Raw genomic sequence first — 22,727 nt, 5'->3', positions numbered from 1 at the left:
GTGCCACGCAAATACACGGGAATAAGGGAAAGCAAGTGATGTTCGGCGAGATGTTTGGAGATCGGCAAAAGCCGATGGTGCTCGTGCTGGGGCTCGGTGAATCGGGCCTTGCGATGGCGCGCTGGTGTGCACGCCAGGGGTGCCGCTTGCGCATCGCCGATACGCGCGAGGCGCCGCCGAAGCTGTCGGCCCTGGCGCAGCACGACATCGACGCCGGGTTCGTCGGCGGTCCTTTCTCGCCGGCTTTGCTCGATGGCGGCGTCGAACTCGTCGCCCTGAGCCCGGGTCTGTCGCCGCTGGCGCAAGACCTGGCGCCGTTGATTGCCGGTGCGCAGGAGCTCGGCATTCCGGTTTGGGGCGAAGTCGAGTTCTTCGCGCGCGCGCTTGCCCATCTGGGTGAAAGCGGCTACGCGCCGAAAGTCATTGCGATCACCGGCACGAACGGCAAGACGACCACGACGAGCATGGCCGGTCAGCTTTGTGAGCGAGCCGGCAAAAAGGTGGCGGTCGCCGGCAATATCAGCCCGACGATGCTCGATCGGCTGATGGATGCGATCGACGCAACCGCGCTGCCCGACATCTGGGTGCTCGAACTGTCGAGCTTCCAGCTCGAAACGGCGCGCACGTTCGCGCCGGATGCCGCGGCTGTGCTCAACATCACTCAAGACCATCTGGATTGGCACGGCGGATTTGACGCCTACGCCGCCGCCAAAGGCCGCATCTTCGGACCGGGCACGGTGCGCGTGCTGAACCGCGACGATGCGCGAACGATGTCACTCGTGCCGGGTTCGGACGGGCAGGCAGAAACGAAAGCGCCATACGTCACATTCGGGCTGAACGAGCCCACGCGCCTTGGCGATTACGGCATCGTGCGCGAGAACGGCATCAACTGGCTCGTGCAGGCGCGCGAGCGCGAGCCCGCCGACGAAACGACGAGCCCGCGCCGCCGCAAGCAGGACGCGGCCGCGCCGGCCGATCTTGCGTTGACGCGCTTGATGCCGGCCGACGCCTTGCGCATTCGCGGCTTGCATAACGCGGCCAACGCGGTCGCCGCATTGGCGCTGGCGCGCGCGATTGGATTGCCCGCGGCGCCGCTGCTGCACGGGCTGCGCGAGTACCGCGGCGAGCCGCATCGCGTCGAGTCGATCGCAGCGATCGACGGCGTCGACTACGTCGACGACAGCAAGGGAACGAACGTTGGCGCGACAGTCGCCGCGCTCGACGGATTGGCCCAGCGCGTCGTGCTGATCGCAGGCGGCGACGGCAAGGGGCAGGACTTCGCGCCGCTCGCCCGGCCGGCGGCACGTTGGTGTCGTGCCGTCATGCTGATCGGTCGCGACGCTCCGCGCATTCGCGAGGCGCTGGCTGACACCGGCGTGCCGCTCGTCGATCAGCCGACGCTCGAGGCAGCGACACGTGCTGCCTGCGCACTCGCGCAACCGGGCGATGCGGTGCTGCTTTCCCCGGCCTGCGCGAGTTTCGATATGTTCGACAACTACGCGCATCGAGCGGCCGTGTTTCGCAGCGCGGTTGAAGAGATCGCGGCCGAGCGGGGGACGATGCTATGAGCTGGACCGATCGCCTTGGTTCGCGACTGATGCCGCAACGACAGGCAGCGGGCGGCAAATCGTCGAAGATGGCCGGCGCGGCGGCGTCGGGCCTGGGCGGGCTGGCCAGCGCCGTCAGCGGCATGCGGCCCACGCGCTCGCGCATGCTCGACTACGATCACGCGCTGCTCTGGGTCGTCATTGCGCTGCTGGCGCTCGGTGTCGTGATGGTGTACTCGGCGTCGATCGCCATGCCCGATTCGCCGAAGTACGCGGCCTATCGCTCGTACGCATTTCTGTTGCGCCATGTGATTTCGCTGGCCGTGGCGATGGTCGTCGCGATCGTGACGTTCCGCATCCCCGTTTCCGTCTGGGACAAATACGCGCCGAAGCTGTTTCTGCTCGCACTCGCCGCGCTCGTCGTCGTGCTGATTCCGCATATCGGTAAAGGCGTGAACGGCGCGCGCCGCTGGATTTCGCTCGGGCTCATGAACATGCAGCCGTCGGAAATCATGAAGCTCGCCGTGACGATCTACGCTGCGAACTACACAGTGCGCAAACAGGAATACATGCAGAGTTTCGCCAAAGGCTTTTTGCCGATGGGCTTTGCCGTCGGCGTCGTCGGTGCGCTGTTGCTGCTGGAGCCCGATATGGGCGCGTTCATGGTGGTTGCGGCGATCGCCATGGGCGTGCTGTTTCTCGGTGGCGTGAACGGCAAGCTGTTCGGTGGTCTCGTCGCAACGGCCGTCGGCACATTTACGCTGCTCGTCTGGGCGTCGCCGTGGCGGCGCGAGCGGATCTTCGCTTACCTCGACCCGTGGGACGACCGCTACGCGCAAGGGAAAGCGTATCAGCTGACGCACTCGCTGATCGCGTTCGGCCGTGGTGAATGGTTCGGCGTCGGGCTGGGCGGTAGCGTCGAAAAGCTCAACTATCTGCCTGAAGCGCACACCGACTTCATTCTCGCCGTGATTGGCGAGGAACTTGGCTTTGTCGGTGTGCTCGTCGTCATCCTGCTGTTCTATTGGATCGTGCGCCGCTCGTTCGAGATCGGCCGGCAGGCGCTCGCGCTCGATCGTACGTTCGCGGGCCTGATGGCCAAGGGCATCGGCTTGTGGTTCGGTGCGCAGACCTTCATCAACATGGGCGTCAATCTGGGCCTTTTACCGACCAAAGGACTGACACTCCCGCTCGTCAGCTATGGCGGTTCGGGCATCGTGCTCAACTGCGTGGCGTTGGCCGTATTGATGCGCGTCGATTATGAGAACCGGGTGCTGATGCGGGGGGGCAAGATATGAGCACCACGCCGCAGCACACGCTGATGGTGATGGCCGGGGGCACCGGGGGGCATGTGTTCCCCGGGCTCGCGGTCGCCCATCGCATGCGGGCGTGGGGCTGGCGCGTCGTGTGGCTCGGCAATCCGTCCGGCATGGAGGCGTCACTCGTGCCCAGGCATGGCCTGCCGATCGAATATGTCCGCTTTGGCGGGCTGCGCGGCAAGGGCCTGAAGACGAAGCTGATGCTGCCGCTCAACCTGTTGCGCGCGTGTATCGACAGCGTGCGCGTGTTGCGGCGCGTGCAGCCTGACGTCGTGCTCGGGATGGGCGGCTATATCACGTTCCCGGCCGGCGTCATGACGGTGCTGACGGGGCGCCCGCTCGTGCTGCACGAGCAGAACTCCGTTGCCGGCCTTGCCAACAAGGTGCTGGCCAAGCTCGCGCGGCGCGTGCTCGTCGCGTTCCCCGACACGCTGCCGGGCGCCGAATGGACCGGCAATCCGCTGCGCGACGAGATTTGCCACACCGCCGAGCCGAAGGTGCGCTATTCGACGCGCACGGGTCCGTTGCGCGTGCTCGTGGTGGGCGGCAGCCTGGGCGCCGCCGCGCTCAACGAATGCGTGCCGCGCGCACTCGCGCTGCTCGCCCCGAACGAGCGCCCGTACGTGATTCATCAAGCCGGCGCGAAGCACATCGAAGCGTTGCGCGCGAACTACGCGCAGGCGGGCTTCGAGCCGGGCGAATCCGTGCGCCTCGTGCCGTTCATCGACGACATGGCTGCGGCCTATGGCGACGCGGATCTCGTCATCTGCCGTTCGGGCGCCATGACGGTGGCCGAAGTAGCTGCCGTGGGCGTCGCGGCGCTGTTCGTCCCATTCCCTTATGCGGTCGACGATCATCAAAGCACGAATGCGGGCTTCCTGGCTGCCGAAAATGCGGCCGTGCTCGTGCAACAACGTGATCTGTCGCCCCAAAACCTCGCGGATTGGCTGCGCAGCCAGACGCGCGAGACGCTCGCCGACATGGCCGAGCGCGCGCGCCGGCTCGCCAAGCCCGAGGCCACCGATCGCGTCGCGCAGGTGTGCGCGGCCGTGGCGCTCGCGCGCCAGGAAGGAAAGCAATGAAACACATCGTCAAACACGTCCACTTCGTCGGCATCGGCGGCGCTGGTATGAGCGGCATCGCTGAAGTGCTGGTCACGCTCGGCTATTGCGTGAGCGGCTCCGACCTCTCGCGCAGCGCGTCGACCGACCGGCTTGCCTCGCTCGGCGCCCGGATCGCCATCGGGCATGACGCTGCCAATATCGAAGGCGCGGACGCCGTCGTCGTGTCGACGGCCGTGCGCAGCGACAATCCCGAGGTGCTGTCGGCGCGTCGCAAGCGCGTGCCGATCGTGCCGCGCGCTGCGATGCTTGCCGAGCTCATGCGCCTGAAGCAGGGCATCGCGATTGCCGGCACCCATGGCAAAACCACGACGACGAGCCTCGTCGCGAGCGTGCTCGCAGCGGGCGGGCTCGATCCCACGTTTGTCATCGGCGGCCGCTTGACCAGCGCCGGCGCGAACGCCCGCCTGGGGACGGGCGATTTCATCGTCGCGGAAGCCGACGAATCGGATGCGTCGTTCCTGAATCTGCTGCCCGTGATCGAAGTCGTCACGAACATCGACGAAGATCACATGGACACTTACGGGCACGATTTCGCGCGCCTGAAGCAGGCGTTCATCGAATTCACGCACCGGCTGCCGTTCTACGGCATCGCGGTGCTGTGCGTCGATTGCGCGAACGTGCGCGAGATCCTGCCGTTTGTTTCGAAGCCTGTGATCCGCTACGGTTTTGCGCCCGATGCACAGGTGCGCGCAGTCAACGTGTTCGCGCGCGACGGCAAAATGCATTTCACGGCAATGCGCGAAGGCGCAGCGCCGCTCGACATCGTCTTGAACATGCCGGGCACGCACAACGTGCAAAACGCGCTCGCGGCCATTGCGATCGCGACCGAGCTGGAGATCGCCGATGCCGACATTCAGCGTGCGCTCGCCGAATTTACGGGCGTCGGGCGGCGCTTCCAACGCTACGGCGAGATGCGCGTGGCCGGCGGCGGCAGCTACACGCTGATCGACGACTACGGTCATCACCCTGTCGAAATGGCGGCGACGATCGCCGCCGCACGCGGCGCATTCCCGAACCGGCGGCTCGTGCTTGCGTTTCAGCCGCACCGCTATACGCGGACGCGCGACTGCTTCGAAGATTTCGTCGGCGTCCTGTCGAGCGTCGATGCGCTCGTGCTGACCGACATTTATGCAGCCGGCGAGGCGGCGATCCCGGGCGCGGACGGCCAGGCGCTCGCGCGAGCGATCCGCGCCGCGGGCAAGGTGGACCCGGCGTTCGTCGAGACCGTCGACGAAGTGCCGCAGGCGTTGTCGGCACTCGTGCGCGACGGCGATGTGGTGATCACGATGGGTGCAGGCTCGATCGGCGCGGTGCCGGGTCGCCTGGCTCAGGAATTGAGGGTGTGAGATGAGTGTGGGTATCGATCCGAAACGCTTCGGCAAAGTGGCCGTCCTCTTCGGCGGGGAATCGGCCGAGCGCGAGGTATCGCTGAAGTCGGGCACGCTCGTGCTGAAGGCGTTGCGCGACGCCGGCATCGACGCGCATCCGTTCGACCCGGCCGAGCGCCCGCTGTCGGCATTGAAGGACGAAGGCTTCGTGCGTGCGTTCAACGCGTTGCACGGCGGCTATGGTGAAAACGGCCAGATTCAGGGCGCGCTCGACTTCTACGGGATTCGCTACACGGGTAGCGGCGTGCTCGGTTCGGCGCTCGGACTCGACAAGTTCCGCTCGAAGCTCGTCTGGCAGCAGTTGGGCGTGCCGACGCCGCCGTTCGAAGCCGTGCTGCGCGGCGACGACTACGCCGCACGCGCGGGCGAGATCATCGCCAAGCTCGGCCTGCCGCTGTTCGTCAAGCCGGCGAGCGAGGGGTCGAGCGTCGCGGTCATCAAGGTGAAAAGCGCCGACGCATTGCCGGCCGCGCTCGAGGAAGCGGCGAAGTTCGACAAGATCGTGCTCGTGGAAAAAAGCATCGAGGGCGGCGGCGAGTACACCGCCTGCGTCGCGGGCGACCTTGACCTGCCGATCATCCGCATCGTGCCTAAGGGCGAGTTCTACGACTACCACGCGAAGTACATCGCCGAGGACACGCAGTACCTGATTCCGTGCGGATTGTCGGCGCAGGAAGAAGCGCGGTTGAAGGTGCTGTCACGGCGCGCGTTCGACGTGCTCGGCTGCACCGATTGGGGCCGCGCCGATTTCATGCTCGACGCGAACGGCGATGCTTACTTCCTCGAAGTGAACACGGCGCCGGGCATGACCGATCACTCGCTCCCGCCGAAGGCGGCGCGTGCGGTGGGCATCAGCTATCAGGAACTCGTCGTCGGCGTGCTGGCGCTGACGCTAAAGGATTGATTGCGAGCCATGTGGAATAACGTCCGCCAACTGAACCTTGCTGCCAATGCGCTCTATGCGCTGTTGGCGCTCGTGTTGTTGGGTGCGGGCGCGTACTGGTTGACCCAGCGTCCGTCCTTTGCATTGCGCGCGATCGCGATCGGCGGCGACGTCGAACACATCAATGCGCCGACGGTACGCGCGAGCGTCGTCGGCCATTTGAAGGGCAACTTCTTCACGGTCGATCTCGACAATGCACGTCAGGCGTTCGAGCAGATGCCGTGGGTACGCCGTGCGAGCGTGCGGCGCGTGTGGCCGAACGCGCTCGCCGTCACGCTCGAAGAATACAAGCCGCTTGGCACCTGGGGCAGCGATGAACTCGTCAGCGTCGACGGCGAGTTGTTCACAGCCAACCAGGGCGAGCTCGATGCCGATCTACCGGCATTCGACGGGCCGAACGGCACGGAGAAGGAAGTCGTCGCACGCTATTTCGATTTCAAGAAGTGGCTGGCGCCGCTGGGCGCATCGCCGGACGAGGTCACGCTCTCGCCGCGCTATGCATGGACGGTGAAACTGTCGAACGGCACGCAGATCGAATACGGCCGTGAACGCAATCCGCAAACGCTTGCCGAACGCAGTCATCGACTGACGGCGGCGTGGGAGGCGGTCACGGCTCGATGGGGCAAAGACATCGAATACGCAGATCTGCGTTATCCGAACGGCTTTGCAATCCGCGCAGCGGGGATGCGCTTCATCGGCAACGCGACCGCGGGCAAATCCGCGGCGAAGTAATAAGACACCACACGCAATGAGCACGCTATGAGTAAAGACTACAAGGATCTGCTGGTTGCCCTGGACATCGGCACGGCCAAGGTCGTGGCGGTCGTCGCCGAATTGCGCGGCGAGGGTCACTACGAAGTGATCGGGCTCGGGCAAAGTGAATCGAAGGGTCTGAAAAAAGGCGTCGTGGTGAACATCGAGGCCACGGTGCAGTCCATTCAGCGCGCGCTCGAAGAAGCCGAGCTGATGGCCGATTGCAAGATCACCAATGTATTCACGGGGATCGCGGGCAGCCATATCCGCAGCTTCAATTCGAGCGGAATGGTCGCGATCAAGGATAAGGAAGTGACGCAAGCCGATGTGGCGCGCGTGATCGAGACGGCCAAGGCGATCAATATCCCGACCGATCAACAGGTGCTGCATATCCTGACGCAGGAATTCATCATCGACGGTCAGGAAGACGTGCGCGAGCCGATCGGCATGAGCGGCATTCGTCTCGAGGTGAAGGTGCATATCGTGACGGGTGCCGTGTCGGCTGCGCAGAACATCGTCAAGTGCGTGCGGCGCTGCGGACTCGAAGTCAACGACCTGATCCTGCAGCCGCTTGCGTCGTCGCTGGCGGTGCTGACCGAAGACGAAAAGGAACTCGGTGTCGTGCTCGTCGATATCGGCGGCGGCACGACCGATATCGCGATCTTCAGCGAAGGCGCGATTCGCCACACGGCCGTGATTCCGATCGCGGGCGATCAGATCACGAGCGATATCGCGATGGCGCTGCGCACGCCGACGCCCGACGCCGAGGACATCAAGGTCGGCTACGGCATTGCGAAGCAGGCGCTTGCCGATCCCGACGAAATGATCGAAGTGCCGGGCCTCGGCGAGCGCGGTCCGCGCACGCTGTCGCGTCAGGCGCTGGCTGCCGTGATCGAGCCGCGTGTGGAAGAGCTGTTCTCGCTCGTGCATCAGGTCGTCCGCGAGTCGGGTTACGAGGAACTCTTGAGCTCGGGTGTGGTTCTGACGGGCGGTGCATCGATGATGCCGGGCATGGTCGAACTCGGCGAAGACATTTTCTTGAAGCCGGTGCGTATTGGCGTGCCGGAATACGCGGGCGGTCTCGCCGACGTCGTGCGCAATCCGCGCTATTCGACGGCGATGGGGCTGCTCGTCGAAGGTTCGTCGCAACGGATGCGCGGTCGCAAGGTCGCGGTGCAGGCAGGTTCGATGGGGCAGGTTTTTTCGCGGATGAAAGACTGGTTTTTGGGCAATTTTTAATCTCAAACGGGCCCAACGCGCGTTGATGAAATGCGCTTCGGGCAGGCGGTGAAAGCGCGGGTGCCGGCGGCTCGCGTGCGACGAAGGGTTGCCCGACCTTTCGTCGAATAACGCCGATCAGCAGGATTTTTCTTGACGGAGGCAATATGGAATTCCAGATGCTGGAAACGGAAACCAACGGCACCATCATCAAGGTGGTGGGCGTTGGCGGTGCGGGCGGCAATGCCGTTGCGCACATGATCAGCAAAGGTGTGCAGGGCGTCGATTTCGTCGTCATGAACACCGATGCGCAAGCGCTGTCGCGTTCGCGTGCGCCGAATGTGATTCAGCTCGGCAACACTGGCCTTGGCGCGGGTGCGAAGCCCGAGATGGGACGTGCGGCGGCCGAAGAAGCGCGCGAGCGGATCGCCGATTCACTGCGTGGCGCGCACATGGTGTTCATCACGGCCGGTATGGGCGGCGGCACGGGAACGGGTGCAGCGCCCGTGGTCGCGCAGATCGCCAAAGAGATGGGCATTCTGACCGTCGGCGTCGTGAGCAAGCCGTTCGAATTCGAAGGCGGCAAGCGCATGCGCGTGGCGGAAGCTGGTTCGCAGCAACTGGAGGATCACGTCGACTCGCTGATCGTCGTTCTGAACGACAAGCTGTTCGAGGTGATGGGCGATGACGCCGAGATGGACAAGTGCTTCCAGTGCGCAGACGACGTTCTCAACAACGCAGTGGCTGGCATTGCCGAAATCATCAACGTCGACGGTCTCGTGAACGTCGACTTCGAAGACGTGAAGACGGTGATGGGCGAGCAAGGCAAGGCGATGATGGGCACGGCCACGGTGGCCGGTGTCGATCGCGCGCGCCTCGCGGCCGAACAGGCCGTCGCAAGCCCGCTGCTCGAAGGCGTCGATCTGTCGGGCGCGCGCGGGGTGCTCGTGAACATCACGTCGAGCCGCTCGCTGCGTCTGTCCGAAACGCGCGAAGTGATGAACACGATCAAGAGCTATGCGGCCGAAGACGCGACGGTGATTTTCGGTGCCGTGTACGACGACGCGATGGGCGACGCGCTGCGCGTGACGGTGGTCGCAACGGGGCTCGGACGCACGGCGGCGAGCGCGGCGAAGAAGCAGCAGGCGGCGCCGATGACGCTGCTGCGCACGGGCACCGACAATCAGCCCGTGATGCAGCATGGCTACGCTCCGCAATCGTCGCATGCGAACACGGCCGACTACGGCGCGTTCGACACGCCGGCCGTATGGCGTAATTCGCGCGAGACGGCTGCTTCGCACGTGCAGGCGCTGCAGGAAAAGGGCGTCGATACGTACGACATCCCGGCGTTCTTGCGTAAGCAGGCGGACTGAGCGCGGTGCATTCGTCACGCGCGGCGCAGTTCGCTGCCGCGTCGACGAAAGGACGGCAAGATGAACGGCAACGGCGTAAGAAGGCTTCGGCCTGTCGGACGACCGGACAGCGTCTCCCGCAGGGTTCAGACAACGCGGGTGGATCGGTTGTCGGCGCGTCCAAGGTCGGGCGGAGCGGCGCGTGCGAGCGCATCGGTTCGCACGCACAGGGTCGCTTCGGCCTGCGACAGGCGCAGTTGGCAAAGGGCGAGCCGGTGAGCAGATGCGCCGCGATCGGCAGCGCGATGGTGAGTGGCTATCGGCGCTGAGCGAGGGTGGCGCGGGCGCACCGCGGGCAAGGTGCGCCGATGGCGACGTCGATGAGAGCTGGCAAGCGATATGCGTCGCTTGCAGGCGAAGCGCGCGCCGTTTTTCGGTGTTGCGCACCGGCAACGCTCGCGCCGTCGTTTTGTGACGGTCCATTACGGGGCCGGCGACCGGGAATGCCTCCGTTCCGGGCGTCGGCCTCGCTTCATTCCTCATGCGTAATCGGAGGAAACAGATTGATACGTCCGCGGAAATGAAGGCTTTCGCGAGATGGAGTATACTCTGTGCTATGAACCTAAAAATGCCGATTGAGAATACCAATCGAACAGGACCATGTTGAAGCAACGCACCATCAAATCGATCGTCAAAACCGTCGGTATCGGCTTGCACTCCGGGCGCAAGGTCGAGCTGACGCTGCGCCCCGCTGCCGCGAACACCGGCATCGTGTTTTCGCGCGTCGATTTGGCGACGCCGGTCGACATTCCGGCTTCGGCGCTGTCGATCGGCGACACGCGTCTGGCGTCGGTCCTGCAGAAAGACGGTGCGCGCGTGTCCACCGTCGAGCATTTGATGTCGGCCTGCGCCGGGTTGGGCATCGATAACCTGTACGTCGATGTCACCGCGGAAGAAATTCCGATCATGGACGGCAGTGCGTCTTCGTTCGTGTTCCTGATGCAGTCGGCCGGCATCGAAGAGCAGAACGCGCCGAAGAAGTTCATCAAGGTGAAAAAGCCGGTTGAAGTGCGCGACGGCGACAAATTCGCGCGCCTCGATCCCTATTTCGGCTTCAAGCTCAAATTCACGATCGATTTTCGTCACCCGGCCGTCGACAAGACCGGTCAGGCATTGGAAGTCGATTTTGCGACGACCTCCTACGTGCGGGAAATCGCGCGTGCGCGTACGTTCGGCTTCGCCCATGAAGTGGAAATGATGCGCGAACTCGGCTTGGCGCGTGGCGGCAGCATGGATAACGCGATCGTCCTCGACGAGTATCGGATCCTGAACAACGACGGCCTGCGCTACGACGACGAGTTCGTGAAGCACAAGATGCTCGATGCAATCGGCGACCTTTACGTTGTCGGTCATCCGCTGCTTGCGTCGTACACGGCCTACAAGTCGGGGCACGGTCTGAACAATGCGCTGCTGCGCGAATTGCTCGCGCATGAGGATGCCTACGAGGTGCTGACGTTTGACGACGTGGCGCAGGCGCCGCGCGGTTTCGGCTACGATGCGCAGACGGCTTTCGCCTAACCTACCGGCAACGATTGTCAAAATGAGCGGCTTTGAGGCCGCTCATTTTTTTTGATCTGTGGATTTCCCGTGTCGCTCGGCCATCGTGGCGAGCGCTGCCTGCAGGGGCGAAGGCGGCAGCGAGCGGCTAAGCGCCTGCAATGCAGCGGCGCCCGCCGGGGACATCCGCGCTTGTTTGGGCGCCGGCGGTTCCTGCACGTCGCGCAGGCGAATCTTGACGGCGAGCGTGCGCACCGGCCAACCGCGTTGCTGCAGCGACGACAGCAGCCGATCCTGCACCTGCCGCAGCCGTGCTGCCAACGCGCCGTGCGCGGCGAACAGCGTCAGCGTGCCGTCCTTGATGAAGCCGGGTTCGACGTTCGAGGCGAGATAGTCGGGCAAAAGCTGCGCGAGATCGCGCTCGAGCGCGGCGATCTGCTCGACGCCCGCGCGCAGCGCGGCGAACGCATCGGTGCGCCCGAGAACTTCGGCGACCGGCTGCGGCCGACGCGCCGAAGCAAACTTCGAAAAAGACGAAAAACGGTTCATGGCGCGATTGTACCGGCTGCGGGCGGGCATTGGCAGGTTCGCCGGGGCGCCGGTCGACACGGTACATTAAGGCTCGCGTGCTAAAATGCGCGATTCGAATTCACACATGGAATAAGCCGCCGAGGCCCTCCGAAACCCGGCGTCCGCCGTGGCCGTACAAGCCGCGCGGGCGCTTGGCCGAAGCCGCGACGCATACTCGACCCGATGACCACCGGTTTTCTCCAAAAGATCTTTGGCAGCCGCAACCAGCGGCTCGTCAAGCAGTATCAAAAGACCGTCGCGGTGATCAATGCGCTCGAGCCGCAAATCGAGCAATTGACGGATGATCAACTGCGCGCGAAGACGGACGAATTCCGCCAGCGCGTCGCGAGCGGTGAGTCGCTCGACAAGCTGCTGCCCGAAGCGTTCGCCGTCTGCCGCGAGGCCAGCCGCCGCGTGCTGAAGATGCGTCACTTCGACGTGCAGCTGATCGGGGGCATGGTGCTGCATTACGGCAAAATCGCCGAAATGCGCACAGGCGAAGGTAAGACGCTCGTCGCAACGCTGGCCGCGTACCTGAACGCGCTTTCGGGGCGAGGCGTTCACGTCGTGACGGTCAACGATTACCTCGCGCAGCGCGACGCCGAGTGGATGGGCCGGCTCTACAACTTCCTCGGTCTCTCTGTCGGCATCAACCTGTCGCAGATGGATCACGAGTCGAAGCAACAGGCGTACGCGGCCGATATCACGTACGGCACGAACAACGAGTTCGGCTTCGACTACCTGCGCGACAACATGGTCTACGAGACGAGCGCGCGGGTGCAGCGTTCGCTGAATTTTGCAGTCGTCGACGAGGTGGACTCGATTCTCATCGACGAAGCACGGACGCCACTCATCATCTCGGGCCAGGCCGAAGATCACACTGAGCTGTACGTGCGGATGAACGCGTTGCCGCCGCTGCTCGAGCGGCAAATCGGCGAGGAGCGCGCGGACGGCACGGGCGTTGAGAAACCAGGCGATTACACGCTCGACGAAAAGGCTCGCCAGGTATTCCTGACCGAATCGGGGCACGAAAAGGCCGAACGTCTGTTGGCCGAGTGGGGCTTGATCGGCGAGGGCGAGAGCCTCTATGCCGCGCAGAACATCACGCTCATGCACCACGTGTATGCCGCGCTGCGCGCGCATACGCTGTTCTTCCGCGACCAGCATTACGTCGTGCAGAACGGCGAAGTCGTCATCGTCGACGAATTCACCGGCCGGCTGATGGCGGGGCGCCGCTGGTCGGACGGCCTGCATCAGGCCGTCGAGGCGAAGGAGCACGTCAAGATCCAAAGCGAGAACCAGACGCTCGCCTCGATCACGTTCCAGAACTACTTCCGGATGTACGCGAAGCTGTCGGGCATGACCGGCACGGCCGACACGGAAGCGTACGAATTCAACGAAATCTACGGGCTCGAGACGGTCGTCATCCCGACGAACCGGCCGCCGAAGCGGATCGACAAGCAGGATCAGATCTACAAGACGGCCAAGGAGCGGTACGACGCTGTGATTCGCGACATTCGCGAATGCTACGAGCGCGGCCAGCCGGTGCTAGTCGGTACGACGTCGATCGAAAACTCCGAGGTGCTGTCGAACCTGCTGACCCAGGCGGGCTTGCCGCACGAAGTGCTCAATGCGAAGCAGCATGCACGGGAAGCGGCGATCGTCGCGGAAGCCGGGCGCCCGAGGCGCATTACGATTGCGACGAATATGGCCGGCCGCGGCACCGACATCGTGCTCGGCGGCAATGCGGAAAAGCAAGCGTCGCTGCTCGAAATCGACGAAACGGTTCCCGCGGAGGAAAAGGCAAGCCGCATCCAGGCGCTCCACGACGAATGGCAGACGCTGCACGATCAGGTGAAGGCTGCGGGCGGCTTGCACATCATCGGCACCGAGCGTCACGAATCGCGCCGTATCGATAATCAGCTGCGCGGCCGCGCGGGTCGTCAGGGCGATCCGGGTTCCTCGCGCTTCTATCTGTCGCTCGAGGATCCGCTGCTGCGCATCTTTGCGGGCGACCGCGTGCGCGCGATCATGGATCGCCTGCGCATGCCCGAAGGGGAGGCGATCGAAGCGGGCATCGTCACGCGTTCGATCGAATCGGCGCAGCGCAAGGTCGAGGCGCGCAACTTCGACATCCGTAAGCAACTGCTCGAATACGACGACGTCGCCAACGATCAACGGAAGGTGATCTATCAGCAGCGCAACGAGTTGCTCGAAGCGCATGACATCACCGAGACCATCACGGCGATGCGACATGCTGTCGTCACCGATGTCGTTCACGAATTCGTCCCGGCCGGCAGCATCGAAGAGCAGTGGAACGCGCCCGAACTCGAAGAAGCGCTGCGCAAGGACTGGCAGCTCGACCTCGCGGTTCAGGAAATGATCAACGAATCGCAGTCGCTCGATGCCGACGACATTCTCGAAGCCGTGATCGGTGCAGCCGACGAGGCTTACGAAGCGAAGGTGGCGCTCGTGGGCCGCGAATCGTTCAGCGCCTTCGAGCGCTCGGTTATGCTGCAGACGCTCGATCGCTGCTGGCGCGAGCATCTCGCCGCGCTCGATCATTTGCGTCAAGGCATCCATCTGCGCGGCTATGCGCAGCAAAACCCGAAGCAAGAGTACAAGCGCGAGGCGTTCGAGTTGTTCGAGGCGCTGCTCAATATCGTGAAGACGGAAGTGACGCGCATTGTCATGAACGTCCAGATCCAATCGCCCGAGCAGCTCGAGGAGGCGGCCGAGCAGTACGAGGAGCAGGGCAGTCAACTCGGCAACGTCGAATTCCGCCATGCGGAGTTTGCCGAAGCCGCGGCCGTAGCGGCACCGGCTGCCGCGGCGGCGGGCGATGCCGCTACGGCCGAGATGGTCGGCCAGGCGATGAGTCACGGTGCGCACACGCCAAGCGCACCGGTCGTCGCAGGCGGCGTGCCGAAGGTCGGGCGCAATGATCCTTGCCCTTGCGGTAGCGGCAAGAAATACAAGCAGTGTCACGGTAAGTTGGCTTAATCGGATTCGCGACCATGGCTGTCAATTTTCCTTCGATCGATCCCGCGCAACTTCATCCCGTCGCCGGTGTGGCGCTGGGCTATGCCGAGGCGAATATCCGCAAGCCGAACCGCAAGGACGTGCTCGTGATTTCGCTCGACGAGGGGGCGACGGTAGCGGGCGTCTTTACGTCGAACCGCTTTTGCGCCGCACCCGTCACCGTTTGCCGAGAGCATTTGGCGAAGGTGCGCGAGGGCGGCAAGGGCATTCGCGCGCTGGTCGTCAATACGGGCAATGCAAACGCCGGTACGGGCGAGTCGGGCCTCGCGCATGCGCGCGAGACTTGCACGGAACTCGCGCGTCTGGCCGGCATCGCGCCAGAGCAGGTGCTGCCGTTTTCGACGGGCGTGATTCTCGAGCCGCTGCCGATCGACCGGCTCAAGGCGGGGCTGCCCGCGGCGCTGGAGTGCCGCGCGGCCGCGCACTGGTTCGAGGCGGCCCAGGCGATCATGACGACCGACACGCTGCCGAAAGCGGCGTCCAGGCAGGTGACGATCGACGGTCATACCGTTACGCTCACGGGCATCAGCAAGGGCGCCGGCATGATCAAGCCGAATATGGCGACGATGCTCGGCTTCCTCGCGTTCGACGCTGCGGTTGCGCAAGACGTGCTCGATGCACTCGTCAAAGACGTCGCGGACCGCTCGTTCAACTGCATCACGATCGACGGCGATACGTCGACGAACGATTCCTTCATGTTGATCGCCACCGGCAAATCGAGCCTACCGGCGGTTACGTCGACCAATACGCCCGCGTACGCAGCGTTGCGCGAGGCTGTCGTTGCGCTTGCGCAGACGCTTGCGCAGTTGATCGTGCGTGACGGCGAAGGTGCGACGAAGTTCATGACGGTGCAGGTCGAAGGCGGGGCGAACGAAGGCGAGTGCCGCCAAATCGCCTATGCGATCGGCCATTCGCCGCTCGTCAAGACGGCCTTCTACGCGTCCGATCCGAACCTCGGCCGCATCCTGGCCGCGATCGGTTATGCGGGCATCGCCGACCTCGATGTGGCGAAGATCGAGCTTTACCTCGGCGATGTCCACGTTGCTACGAAGGGCGGGCGCCATCCGGCTTACCGGGAAGAGGACGGCCAGCGCGTCATGAAGGAGAGCGAGATCACGATTCGCGTGCAGCTCGGGCGCGGCTCGGCGCAGGCGACGATCTGGACGTGCGACCTGTCGCACGATTACGTGTCCATCAACGCCGATTACCGCTCCTAAAGTACGGGCGGCCCGCGTCAGGGCGGCCCGCCGCGCTTTCTGTCTTCCACGAACGCGCCGCACCGTGTGATGTGGCGCACCACGCTCCCCATCGTTCATGGACAAACTCGAACAGTTTCTGACCCGCGCCGAAGCGCTGCTCGGCCGTCTCGAAGCGGTGCTGCCGCCGGCTGCGCCGAACGTCGACTGGTCTGCCTCCGTGGCCTTTCGTTGGCGCAAGCGCCAAGGGCGTGGCTATCTGCAGCCGGTCCCGGCTATTTCCTCGATCACGCTGGCGGACTTGCAAAACATCGACCGTCAAAAGGGCTTGATCGAACAGAACACGCGGCAGTTCGTGAATAACCAGCCCGCCAATAACGTGCTGCTGACCGGTGCGCGCGGGACGGGAAAGTCGTCGCTGATCAAGGCGTGCCTCAATGCATATTCGAAAAACGGCCTGCGCCTGATCGAAGTCGACAAAGACGACCTGCACGATCTCGGCGACATCACAGAGCTCATCGCCTCGCGGCCCGAGCGGTTCATCGTGTTTTGCGACGATCTGTCGTTCGAAGAGGGGGAGTCGGGCTACAAGGCATTGAAGGTCGCGCTCGACGGCTCCGTCTCGGCGCAATCCGACAACATCCTCATTTACGCGACGTCGAATCGGCGCCATTTGTTGCCCGAGTACATGAGCGACAACGAGACGTACAAGCACACGTCGGACGGTGAAATCCATCCGGGCGAAGTCGTCGAAGAAAAGATTTCGCTCTCGGAGCGGTTCGGGCTCTGGGTGAGCTTCTACCCGTTCAAGCAAGACGACTACCTGACGATCGTCGGCCACTGGCTCCGGCATTTCGGCTGCAGCGACGACAATATCGCCAGCGCTCGCGGCGATGCGCTCGTCTGGGCGCTCGAACGCGGGTCGCGTTCGGGTCGCGTGGCATGGCAATTCGCCCGCGACTGGTCTGGCCGTAGGGCGCAAGCATGACGGCGGCTCAAAACGACGTGCAAGCGGTCGATCGCTCACCGACGGGCCGACCCGTGACAGAGGTCGCCGTCGGCGTCATGGTGCAGTCCGATGGACGCTACCTGCTCGCACAGCGGCCTGCCGGTAAACCGTACGAAGGTTACTGGGAGTTTCCTGGCGGCAAACTCGAGCCCGGCGAGACAGTCGAAGCCGCGCTTGCCCGAGAGTTGCATGAGGAACTTGGCGTCGTCATCACCGCCTGCCACCGCTGGCACACGCTCGAGCATGATTATCCGCACGCGTACGTACGGCTGTACTTCTGCAAGGTGACGGCGTGGACCGGCGAGCCCCATGGCAAAGAGGGCCAGGCGTTCAGCTGGGAGCACCTGCCGGTGCGGGTTGCGCCGTTGTTGCCCGCTGCCATCCCGGTGCTGGACCTGCTCGCGGCGGATTGAGGCCGGCTCGGCACCGCCCGGCCTTGCATTCGACGCCCGCAGGATCAGATCAATTCAGATCGCCGTGCTTGTCGTCATCCGACGGCGGCTCTTCGTCGGCGCCGCCGATCCGGTATTTCTCACTCGCCCACGCGCCCAGATCGACCTGCTTGCAACGTTCGGAGCAAAACGGCCGAAAGCGATTTTCGGGTGTCCAACGGACATCTTTGCCGCAGGTCGGGCATTTGACGACGGTAACCATTGTTCAAAGGCTGCAAAGCGTCAATTGGAACGGCACGTCGACATCGACGGCCCGCGGACGCAGATCGCCATCCTGTACCGTGAAGCGCACCCAAAGCATGTATTTGTTGGCGCTTGCCTCGGGGATCACGCGCAACTCGGGAGAGATGCGCACTTGCATCAACTGATAGGTGCGGCCCGACAGCATCTGTTGGTAGCTGCCTTGCATGGCCATGACTTTGGAAGCCTGGCCCGATTCGCGCGCGAGCCGTAACACAATCGAGGCGGCGTCACGCAGCGGCAGCAGCGGGGTGATCCACTTGGCGATATCCTGCCGACGTTGATCGGGATGCAACTGCTGCCAAGCATAGTACGATGGTAGATCGAACTCGCAGGTGCCGCCTGGGATGATTGCGCGGCTGCGGATGCTGGCCAGCCATTCGTTGTCCGACAGATGCTGGCCCGTCTTGCCCTGCATCTGCGCCAAACCGGCAAGCGTCTGCTCGATTTCGCCAAGGACGGCTTCGAGCGCATTTTGTTCGATGCCCGGATTGCCGCGGAACGGCGCGAGCGTCTGCCGCTGCCGCTCGAGCTCTTTCATCAAATCGGATTTCAGATCCGCCCGCCCCGTCACTTCGGCAATTTCGAACAGTGTCGTGAGCGCGACGTGATGTTCCCTCGCGTCGTCTTGATTCAAAAAGAAGGTGAAGCGCTCGAAAAGATCTTCGAGACGCAACAGCGTGCGAATTCGCTCGTTGAACGGATACTCGTAAAGAATCAAGCGGGCTCGCCCCTGACGTCGTGGGTGGTGGGATTGCAGGACATTCTAATGCCGTGGATTGCCCCCGGCAATCGCGGAATCGGGCACTTTTTACTGCTTTTCGTACGAAACGACGATTTTGGGGAACGGGCAGGCTTATTCCGGCCGACAATTCCACATCGAGGGTTTCGGTGCGCGTTGCGCAGGTGACCATTCATGCGCGGCCCGCCCCTGCAAGCGCCAGATAGCGTTGGTGCAAGCGTTGTACCTGCTGCGTCAATTGTTCGAGCGGCGCGTTGTCGTTGACGATGACATCGTCCGCTGCGGCGAGCCGCTCATCGCGAGTGGCTTGCCGCGCGATGATCGCCAGCACCTGCTCGCGCGAGAACGCGTTTCGCCGCATGACGCGGGCGATCTGCGTCTCGACGCTGCAATCGACCACAAGTACGCGTTCGACGCGCGACTTCCACGTGCCCGATTCGACGAGCAGCGGCACGACGATCACCACGTATGGGCCGGCCGACGCCTCGCGCTCGCGTTCGGTCTCTGCGCGAATGAGCGGATGCGTGATCGCCTCGAGTCGCGCTCTGGCCGCATCGTCGGAAAACACGAGCGCCCGCATCCTGGCACGATCGAGCGAGCCGTCCGGTGCGACGAATTGAGGGCCGAACGCCTGCGCGATCAGCGGCATGGCGGCGCCCCCAGGCGCCGTGATGCGATGCGCGATGACGTCGGTGTCGACGATCGCGACGCCGTGCGTGGCGAACAGATCGGCAACGGTCGTCTTGCCGCTGCCGATCCCTCCTGTGAGCCCCACGGCGAACATGTCGTCAGCCTCCCAGCAGATGAAAGCCCGAGGCGCCGCTAAACAGCGTCACTGCTCCGCCGAGCGCGAGAAAGGGACCGAACGGCAGCGGCTCGTCGAACCGGAGACGACCTGACCACATCGCGATAAGGCCGGCGAGCGCGCCCGTCACGGCGGCGATGAGCACGATTTGCGGCAGCGCAGCCCATCCAAGCCACGCGCCGAGTGCCGCAAGCAGCTTGAAGTCGCCGTAGCCCATCCCCTCGACCCCGCGTGCGAACCGGAACAGCCAGTAGATGGACCACAGAAACACGTATCCGGCGATCGCACCGGCGACGGCCGCGTGCAGCGTTGCAAAGGTATCGTCGAAATTGACGATGAGCCCTGCCCACAAGAGCGGGAGCGTGAGCGAATCGGGCAACAGCCGGGTCTGAGCATCGATTGCGCTCATCGCCAGCAAAGTCGCGGTAAGGCCGAAGGCGGCCAGGCTTGTACCGGTCGGGCCGAAGGCCGCGAGCGTCCCTGCCGCCAATGCGGCGCTCGCGAGTTCGACCAGCGGATAGAGAGCGCTGATGCGCGCCCCGCACGCCGAGCATCGGCCGCGCAGCAGTAGGTAGCTGAGCACGGGGATGTTTTCATGGACGCGCAGCGTATGGCCGCAGTGCGGACAAGCGCTGCCCGGCACGCAGAGGTTGTAGCGGGCCGGCAGTTCGTCCGCGGGCGCCGGCTCGCCAGTGGCTTCGCCGATCTCGAGACGCCAGGCGCGCTCGAGCATGATCGGCAGCCGATGCGCTACGACGTTGACGAAGCTGCCGATCACCAGCCCGAACACGATCGCGAAGGCGAATTGCCAGGCGTGCGGCAGTCCGCCGAACGTGGCGCCGATGCCCAGGGACAGTCGCGAGAATGGATCGCTGATAAGTGGAGCGTACACGGATGGAGTCGTGATCATGGCCGAATGGCGAATGGGGGGCATGCTACACCACGTTGCCCAGTTCGATGACTGGCAGATAAAGCGCGACGACGAGAGAGCCGATTGCGAGCCCGAGCACGAGCACGACGATCGGCTCGGCACACGCTGACGCGAGTGCGAGTTTCTCGTCGACCGCGCGCTCAGCGAGCGCCGCGCAATCGGGCAGCATGGCATCGAGTGCGCTCGATTCCTCCGCGATTGCCAACGGCTCGACGAGCGCCGCGGGAAAGCAGCCGACCGCCCGCATGGCGCAGGCGAGTCCTTCGCCGCGCCGCAGCCGAGCCTCGATCTGCGCGTTCGCCGCGTCGAAGACAGTATTGCCGGCGACGTGCGCGAGTGCGCCGAGGGCATCGGCGAGCGGCGTACCGGCCGCGAGCAGCGTGCCCAATGCGCGCGACCAGCGGGCCGCGGCGATAGCGCGCGCCAGCGGCCCGACCACGGGCACTGCGAGCATCAGACGATCGCGTACGGCGCGCGCACGTGGCCAGTGGCGGACGAGACGTGCGACGACGAGCGCGCTGGCAGCCGATACGGCGAACAGCAACAGGCCCCAGCGCAGCATAAAGTCGGAGAGCGCCATGACCGCACGAGTGGGAGCAGGCAGTGCTGCGCCGAACCCCTCGAACACCTGCTCGAACGTAGGCACGACGAACCCGAGCAGCGCCGCCGTGACGCCCAGGGCGAGCAACAGCACCGCGCACGGGTAGGCGAGCGCGGCGCGAAGCTTGGCGCGCTGGGCGGCGGCGCGTTCGCGCTGATCGGCGAGCCGCGCGAGCGCGCTCGCCAGCGTACTCGTGGCTTCGCCGATAGCTGCGAGCTCGCAGTAGAGCCGGTCGAACTGCATCGGATAAGCCGAGAGTGCCTCGGAGAAATGTTGACCGGCCGAGATGCGGCGAGCGAGGCCTAGTGCGACGCGCGGCACGGCGCTGTTCGACGAAGACCGCGCAAGCAGTTCGAGCGCCTGCACGAGTGCGAGCCCCGCGCTCAGCAAGGTGGCGAGTTGCCGTGTGAACGCTGTCACTTCGCGCGCCGTTGTGCGCGCGGGCTTGGCCAACCCGCGTTCGTCGAGTTCCGCCGCGACGATGCCATCTGCGCGCAGCAGCGCGCTTGCCGTTGCCGCGTCGGGGGCGGTGAGCCGGCCGCTTCGATGCCTGCCCTCGCCTGTGACGCCGCGCCAGTGAAAGCGACGATCATCGAGCGCCGAAGCGGCGGGGCAGTCGCCCGATTGGACGGACGCTGGCGCGCGCCCTTCCGATGCCGGTGCGATGGCATTCATGCGTCGTCCGTCGCGGCGAGGGCTTCTGCCACGCTGGTCAGGCCCTCGCGTACACGCGCGAGCGCGGCTTCGCGCAGCGATGCGGCGCCCTCGGCTCGCGCCTGGCGCCTGATGGCCTGCATGCTTGCGCCAGCGCCGATCAGCTCGCAGAGGCTCCGGGATGCGGGCATGACTTCGTGAATGCCGATGCGCCCCCGGTACCCGACGCCGTGACAAGCCGGACACCCCCGAGCCGCGTACGGTGTCCAGGCGGCAGAGGGCTGGCCCGTGGGTGTAGGCACGATCGACGCCAAGCAGGGGCGTTCTGCCGGCGTTCGACAATGCGCGCACAGCCGACGAAGAAGCCGCTGCGCCGTGATCAGACGCAATGCCGCTGCGAGGTTGTACGGTGCCACGCCGATGTGGATCAGGCGTGCAATTGCGCCAGGCGCGTCGTTCGTGTGCAGCGTCGACAACACGAGGTGCCCGGTTTGCGCCGCCTTCAGCGCGACGTCGGCCGTTTCGGCGTCGCGAATCTCGCCGATCATGATGACATCGGGATCTTGGCGAAGCAGCGCGCGCAATGCGGTTGCGAACGTCAGTCCCGCCTTCTCGCGCACGCTGACCTGATTGACGCCTGCAAGCTCGATTTCCGCCGGGTCTTCGACGGTGCAGATGTTGCGAGAGCCTTGATTGAGCATTTGCAGGAACGCGTAGAGCGAAAGCGTCTTGCCGCTGCCGGTGGGCCCCGTCACGAGGATGAGTCCATGCGGCGCCTGTACGGCCGCTTCGACGAGCGGCGTTTGCGCTGCATCGAAGCCCAGGGACGCGAGCGACAAGTCGGCTGGTAGCGCTTCGAGACGACGCAGCACAAGCTTTTCGCCATGCACGGTCGGCAGCGCGCTGACCCGATAGTCCTCGACCTTGCCGGGCGCCACGGCAAGCCGCAGGCGGCCGTCTTGCGGCACGCGTCGTTCCGCAATATCCAGACGTGCGAGCACCTTCACCCGGGTGACGAATGCATCGCGCAGGTGCGCGGGAGGACTTGGCAGCTCATGCAGTGTGCCGTCCACTCGCAGCCGAATGCGCCAGCTGTGCTCGCTGGGCTCGACGTGAATATCCGAGGCTGCGCGTCGGGCCGCTTGGTCGAGCGTTTGCGCGAACAGCCGGGCAGCGGGGCCCTCGTCGGGCAACTGCGTAGCGACGAGTGGTGAAAACGACGGAGAGGTAGACATCGACAACCGGCATGGCGCCGTCGAAAAGCGATACGGCGATCATCGCTCG

General features: G+C 64.5%; 20 protein-coding genes. 13 read left to right on the top strand and 7 right to left on the bottom strand.

The window, feature by feature from the left end; translation table 11 throughout:
• The first annotated feature begins 38 nt into the window (after positions 1-38).
• The 9 genes from murD (at position 39) to lpxC (ending at position 11,222) form a co-directional block, all read left to right on the top strand.
• A complete protein-coding gene (murD, locus tag C0Z19_RS09675) occupies positions 39-1,568 on the top strand; it encodes a UDP-N-acetylmuramoyl-L-alanine--D-glutamate ligase (protein ID WP_233196070.1) in 1,530 nt (509 codons plus the stop codon).
• A complete protein-coding gene (ftsW, locus tag C0Z19_RS09670) occupies positions 1,565-2,845 on the top strand; it encodes a putative lipid II flippase FtsW (RefSeq protein ID WP_102609585.1) in 1,281 nt (426 codons plus the stop codon). The genes murD and ftsW overlap by 4 nt, the downstream gene beginning before the upstream one ends.
• The gene (gene murG, locus C0Z19_RS09665) at positions 2,842-3,948 is read left to right on the top strand and encodes an undecaprenyldiphospho-muramoylpentapeptide beta-N-acetylglucosaminyltransferase (RefSeq protein ID WP_102609584.1); all 1,107 of its coding nucleotides are present in this window, start codon (positions 2,842-2,844) and stop codon (positions 3,946-3,948) included. Before ftsW ends, murG begins: the two co-directional genes overlap by 4 nt.
• A complete protein-coding gene (murC, locus tag C0Z19_RS09660; protein WP_102609583.1) occupies positions 3,945-5,336 on the top strand; it encodes a UDP-N-acetylmuramate--L-alanine ligase in 1,392 nt (463 codons plus the stop codon). The genes murG and murC overlap by 4 nt, the downstream gene beginning before the upstream one ends.
• A gap of 1 nt (position 5,337) precedes the next feature.
• Positions 5,338-6,282: a D-alanine--D-alanine ligase gene (locus tag C0Z19_RS09655; RefSeq protein ID WP_102609582.1), complete on the top strand. Its 945-nt coding sequence runs from the start codon at positions 5,338-5,340 to the stop codon at positions 6,280-6,282.
• A 9-nt stretch (positions 6,283-6,291) separates the two neighbouring features.
• A complete protein-coding gene (locus C0Z19_RS09650; RefSeq protein ID WP_102609581.1) occupies positions 6,292-7,053 on the top strand; it encodes a cell division protein FtsQ/DivIB in 762 nt (253 codons plus the stop codon).
• 27 nt (positions 7,054-7,080) lie between these two features.
• Complete coding sequence (gene ftsA / locus C0Z19_RS09645; RefSeq protein ID WP_102609580.1) at positions 7,081-8,313, top strand: cell division protein FtsA; 1,233 nt, start codon at positions 7,081-7,083, stop codon at positions 8,311-8,313.
• A gap of 146 nt (positions 8,314-8,459) precedes the next feature.
• Positions 8,460-9,665, top strand: a complete 1,206-nt coding sequence (gene ftsZ, locus C0Z19_RS09640; RefSeq protein ID WP_102609579.1) for a cell division protein FtsZ — start codon at positions 8,460-8,462, stop codon at positions 9,663-9,665.
• Between the two features lie 639 nt (positions 9,666-10,304).
• Complete coding sequence (lpxC, locus tag C0Z19_RS09630) at positions 10,305-11,222, top strand: UDP-3-O-acyl-N-acetylglucosamine deacetylase (RefSeq protein ID WP_102609577.1); 918 nt, start codon at positions 10,305-10,307, stop codon at positions 11,220-11,222.
• Between the two features lie 42 nt (positions 11,223-11,264).
• Here the strand turns inward: lpxC and C0Z19_RS09625 are convergent, their stop codons facing one another.
• On the bottom strand, positions 11,265-11,750 hold the full coding sequence (locus C0Z19_RS09625; protein WP_102609617.1) for a DciA family protein: 486 nt from the start codon (positions 11,748-11,750) through the stop codon (positions 11,265-11,267).
• 204 nt (positions 11,751-11,954) lie between these two features.
• Between C0Z19_RS09625 and secA the strand changes: the two genes are divergently transcribed.
• The 4 genes from secA (at position 11,955) to C0Z19_RS09605 (ending at position 17,431) form a co-directional block, all read left to right on the top strand.
• Positions 11,955-14,774 carry a preprotein translocase subunit SecA gene (gene secA / locus C0Z19_RS09620; protein ID WP_102609576.1) on the top strand — a complete coding sequence of 940 codons (2,820 nt, stop codon included), beginning with the start codon at positions 11,955-11,957 and terminating at the stop codon, positions 14,772-14,774.
• 14 nt (positions 14,775-14,788) lie between these two features.
• Positions 14,789-16,030 carry a bifunctional glutamate N-acetyltransferase/amino-acid acetyltransferase ArgJ gene (gene argJ, locus C0Z19_RS09615; protein ID WP_102609575.1) on the top strand — a complete coding sequence of 414 codons (1,242 nt, stop codon included), beginning with the start codon at positions 14,789-14,791 and terminating at the stop codon, positions 16,028-16,030.
• Between the two features lie 97 nt (positions 16,031-16,127).
• Positions 16,128-16,997 carry an ATP-binding protein gene (locus C0Z19_RS09610; protein WP_102609574.1) on the top strand — a complete coding sequence of 290 codons (870 nt, stop codon included), beginning with the start codon at positions 16,128-16,130 and terminating at the stop codon, positions 16,995-16,997.
• Positions 16,994-17,431, top strand: a complete 438-nt coding sequence (locus tag C0Z19_RS09605; RefSeq protein ID WP_102609573.1) for an NUDIX domain-containing protein — start codon at positions 16,994-16,996, stop codon at positions 17,429-17,431. Before C0Z19_RS09610 ends, C0Z19_RS09605 begins: the two co-directional genes overlap by 4 nt.
• Before the next feature lie 49 nt (positions 17,432-17,480).
• Here the strand turns inward: C0Z19_RS09605 and yacG are convergent, their stop codons facing one another.
• The 6 genes from yacG to C0Z19_RS09575 form a co-directional block, all read right to left on the bottom strand.
• On the bottom strand, positions 17,481-17,672 hold the full coding sequence (yacG, locus tag C0Z19_RS09600; RefSeq protein WP_102609572.1) for a DNA gyrase inhibitor YacG: 192 nt from the start codon (positions 17,670-17,672) through the stop codon (positions 17,481-17,483).
• 3 nt (positions 17,673-17,675) lie between these two features.
• The gene (zapD, locus tag C0Z19_RS09595) at positions 17,676-18,431 is read right to left on the bottom strand and encodes a cell division protein ZapD (protein ID WP_102609571.1); all 756 of its coding nucleotides are present in this window, start codon (positions 18,429-18,431) and stop codon (positions 17,676-17,678) included.
• Positions 18,432-18,624: 193 nt separating this feature from the next.
• A complete protein-coding gene (coaE, locus tag C0Z19_RS09590; protein WP_102609570.1) occupies positions 18,625-19,236 on the bottom strand; it encodes a dephospho-CoA kinase in 612 nt (203 codons plus the stop codon).
• A gap of 4 nt (positions 19,237-19,240) precedes the next feature.
• On the bottom strand, positions 19,241-20,167 hold the full coding sequence (locus tag C0Z19_RS09585) for a prepilin peptidase (RefSeq protein ID WP_102609616.1): 927 nt from the start codon (positions 20,165-20,167) through the stop codon (positions 19,241-19,243).
• Positions 20,168-20,192: 25 nt separating this feature from the next.
• Positions 20,193-21,464 carry a type II secretion system F family protein gene (locus C0Z19_RS09580; protein WP_102609569.1) on the bottom strand — a complete coding sequence of 424 codons (1,272 nt, stop codon included), beginning with the start codon at positions 21,462-21,464 and terminating at the stop codon, positions 20,193-20,195.
• Positions 21,461-22,678, bottom strand: a complete 1,218-nt coding sequence (locus tag C0Z19_RS09575) for a GspE/PulE family protein (RefSeq protein WP_102609568.1) — start codon at positions 22,676-22,678, stop codon at positions 21,461-21,463. Before C0Z19_RS09575 ends, C0Z19_RS09580 begins: the two co-directional genes overlap by 4 nt.
• Positions 22,679-22,727 lie beyond the last annotated feature (49 nt).

The organism is Trinickia soli, from assembly GCF_002879855.1.
In the GTDB taxonomy this organism is placed as follows: domain Bacteria; phylum Pseudomonadota; class Gammaproteobacteria; order Burkholderiales; family Burkholderiaceae; genus Trinickia; species Trinickia soli.
The sequence above is the reverse complement of the archived record's forward strand: the minus strand, read 5'-3'. Positions and strand labels throughout refer to the sequence as shown.

What these genes read in the sequence shown, in the direction of transcription:
- murC (WP_102609583.1), top strand. Translation starts at nt 3,945, where the DNA reads ATGAAACACATCGTCAAACACGTCCACTTCGTCGGCATCGGCGGCGCT.
- argJ (WP_102609575.1), top strand. Translation starts at nt 14,789, where the DNA reads ATGGCTGTCAATTTTCCTTCGATCGATCCCGCGCAACTTCATCCCGTC.
- C0Z19_RS09575 (WP_102609568.1), bottom strand. Translation starts at nt 22,678, where the DNA reads ATGTCTACCTCTCCGTCGTTTTCACCACTCGTCGCTACGCAGTTGCCC.
- ftsA (WP_102609580.1), top strand. Translation starts at nt 7,081, where the DNA reads ATGAGTAAAGACTACAAGGATCTGCTGGTTGCCCTGGACATCGGCACG.
- C0Z19_RS09580 (WP_102609569.1), bottom strand. Translation starts at nt 21,464, where the DNA reads ATGAATGCCATCGCACCGGCATCGGAAGGGCGCGCGCCAGCGTCCGTC.
- yacG (WP_102609572.1), bottom strand. Translation starts at nt 17,672, where the DNA reads ATGGTTACCGTCGTCAAATGCCCGACCTGCGGCAAAGATGTCCGTTGG.
- murD (WP_233196070.1), top strand. Translation starts at nt 39, where the DNA reads ATGTTCGGCGAGATGTTTGGAGATCGGCAAAAGCCGATGGTGCTCGTG.
- ftsW (WP_102609585.1), top strand. Translation starts at nt 1,565, where the DNA reads ATGAGCTGGACCGATCGCCTTGGTTCGCGACTGATGCCGCAACGACAG.
- C0Z19_RS09605 (WP_102609573.1), top strand. Translation starts at nt 16,994, where the DNA reads ATGACGGCGGCTCAAAACGACGTGCAAGCGGTCGATCGCTCACCGACG.
- coaE (WP_102609570.1), bottom strand. Translation starts at nt 19,236, where the DNA reads ATGTTCGCCGTGGGGCTCACAGGAGGGATCGGCAGCGGCAAGACGACC.
- ftsZ (WP_102609579.1), top strand. Translation starts at nt 8,460, where the DNA reads ATGGAATTCCAGATGCTGGAAACGGAAACCAACGGCACCATCATCAAG.
- C0Z19_RS09610 (WP_102609574.1), top strand. Translation starts at nt 16,128, where the DNA reads ATGGACAAACTCGAACAGTTTCTGACCCGCGCCGAAGCGCTGCTCGGC.
- lpxC (WP_102609577.1), top strand. Translation starts at nt 10,305, where the DNA reads ATGTTGAAGCAACGCACCATCAAATCGATCGTCAAAACCGTCGGTATC.
- secA (WP_102609576.1), top strand. Translation starts at nt 11,955, where the DNA reads ATGACCACCGGTTTTCTCCAAAAGATCTTTGGCAGCCGCAACCAGCGG.
- C0Z19_RS09625 (WP_102609617.1), bottom strand. Translation starts at nt 11,750, where the DNA reads ATGAACCGTTTTTCGTCTTTTTCGAAGTTTGCTTCGGCGCGTCGGCCG.
- murG (WP_102609584.1), top strand. Translation starts at nt 2,842, where the DNA reads ATGAGCACCACGCCGCAGCACACGCTGATGGTGATGGCCGGGGGCACC.
- C0Z19_RS09650 (WP_102609581.1), top strand. Translation starts at nt 6,292, where the DNA reads ATGTGGAATAACGTCCGCCAACTGAACCTTGCTGCCAATGCGCTCTAT.
- C0Z19_RS09585 (WP_102609616.1), bottom strand. Translation starts at nt 20,167, where the DNA reads ATGATCACGACTCCATCCGTGTACGCTCCACTTATCAGCGATCCATTC.
- C0Z19_RS09655 (WP_102609582.1), top strand. Translation starts at nt 5,338, where the DNA reads ATGAGTGTGGGTATCGATCCGAAACGCTTCGGCAAAGTGGCCGTCCTC.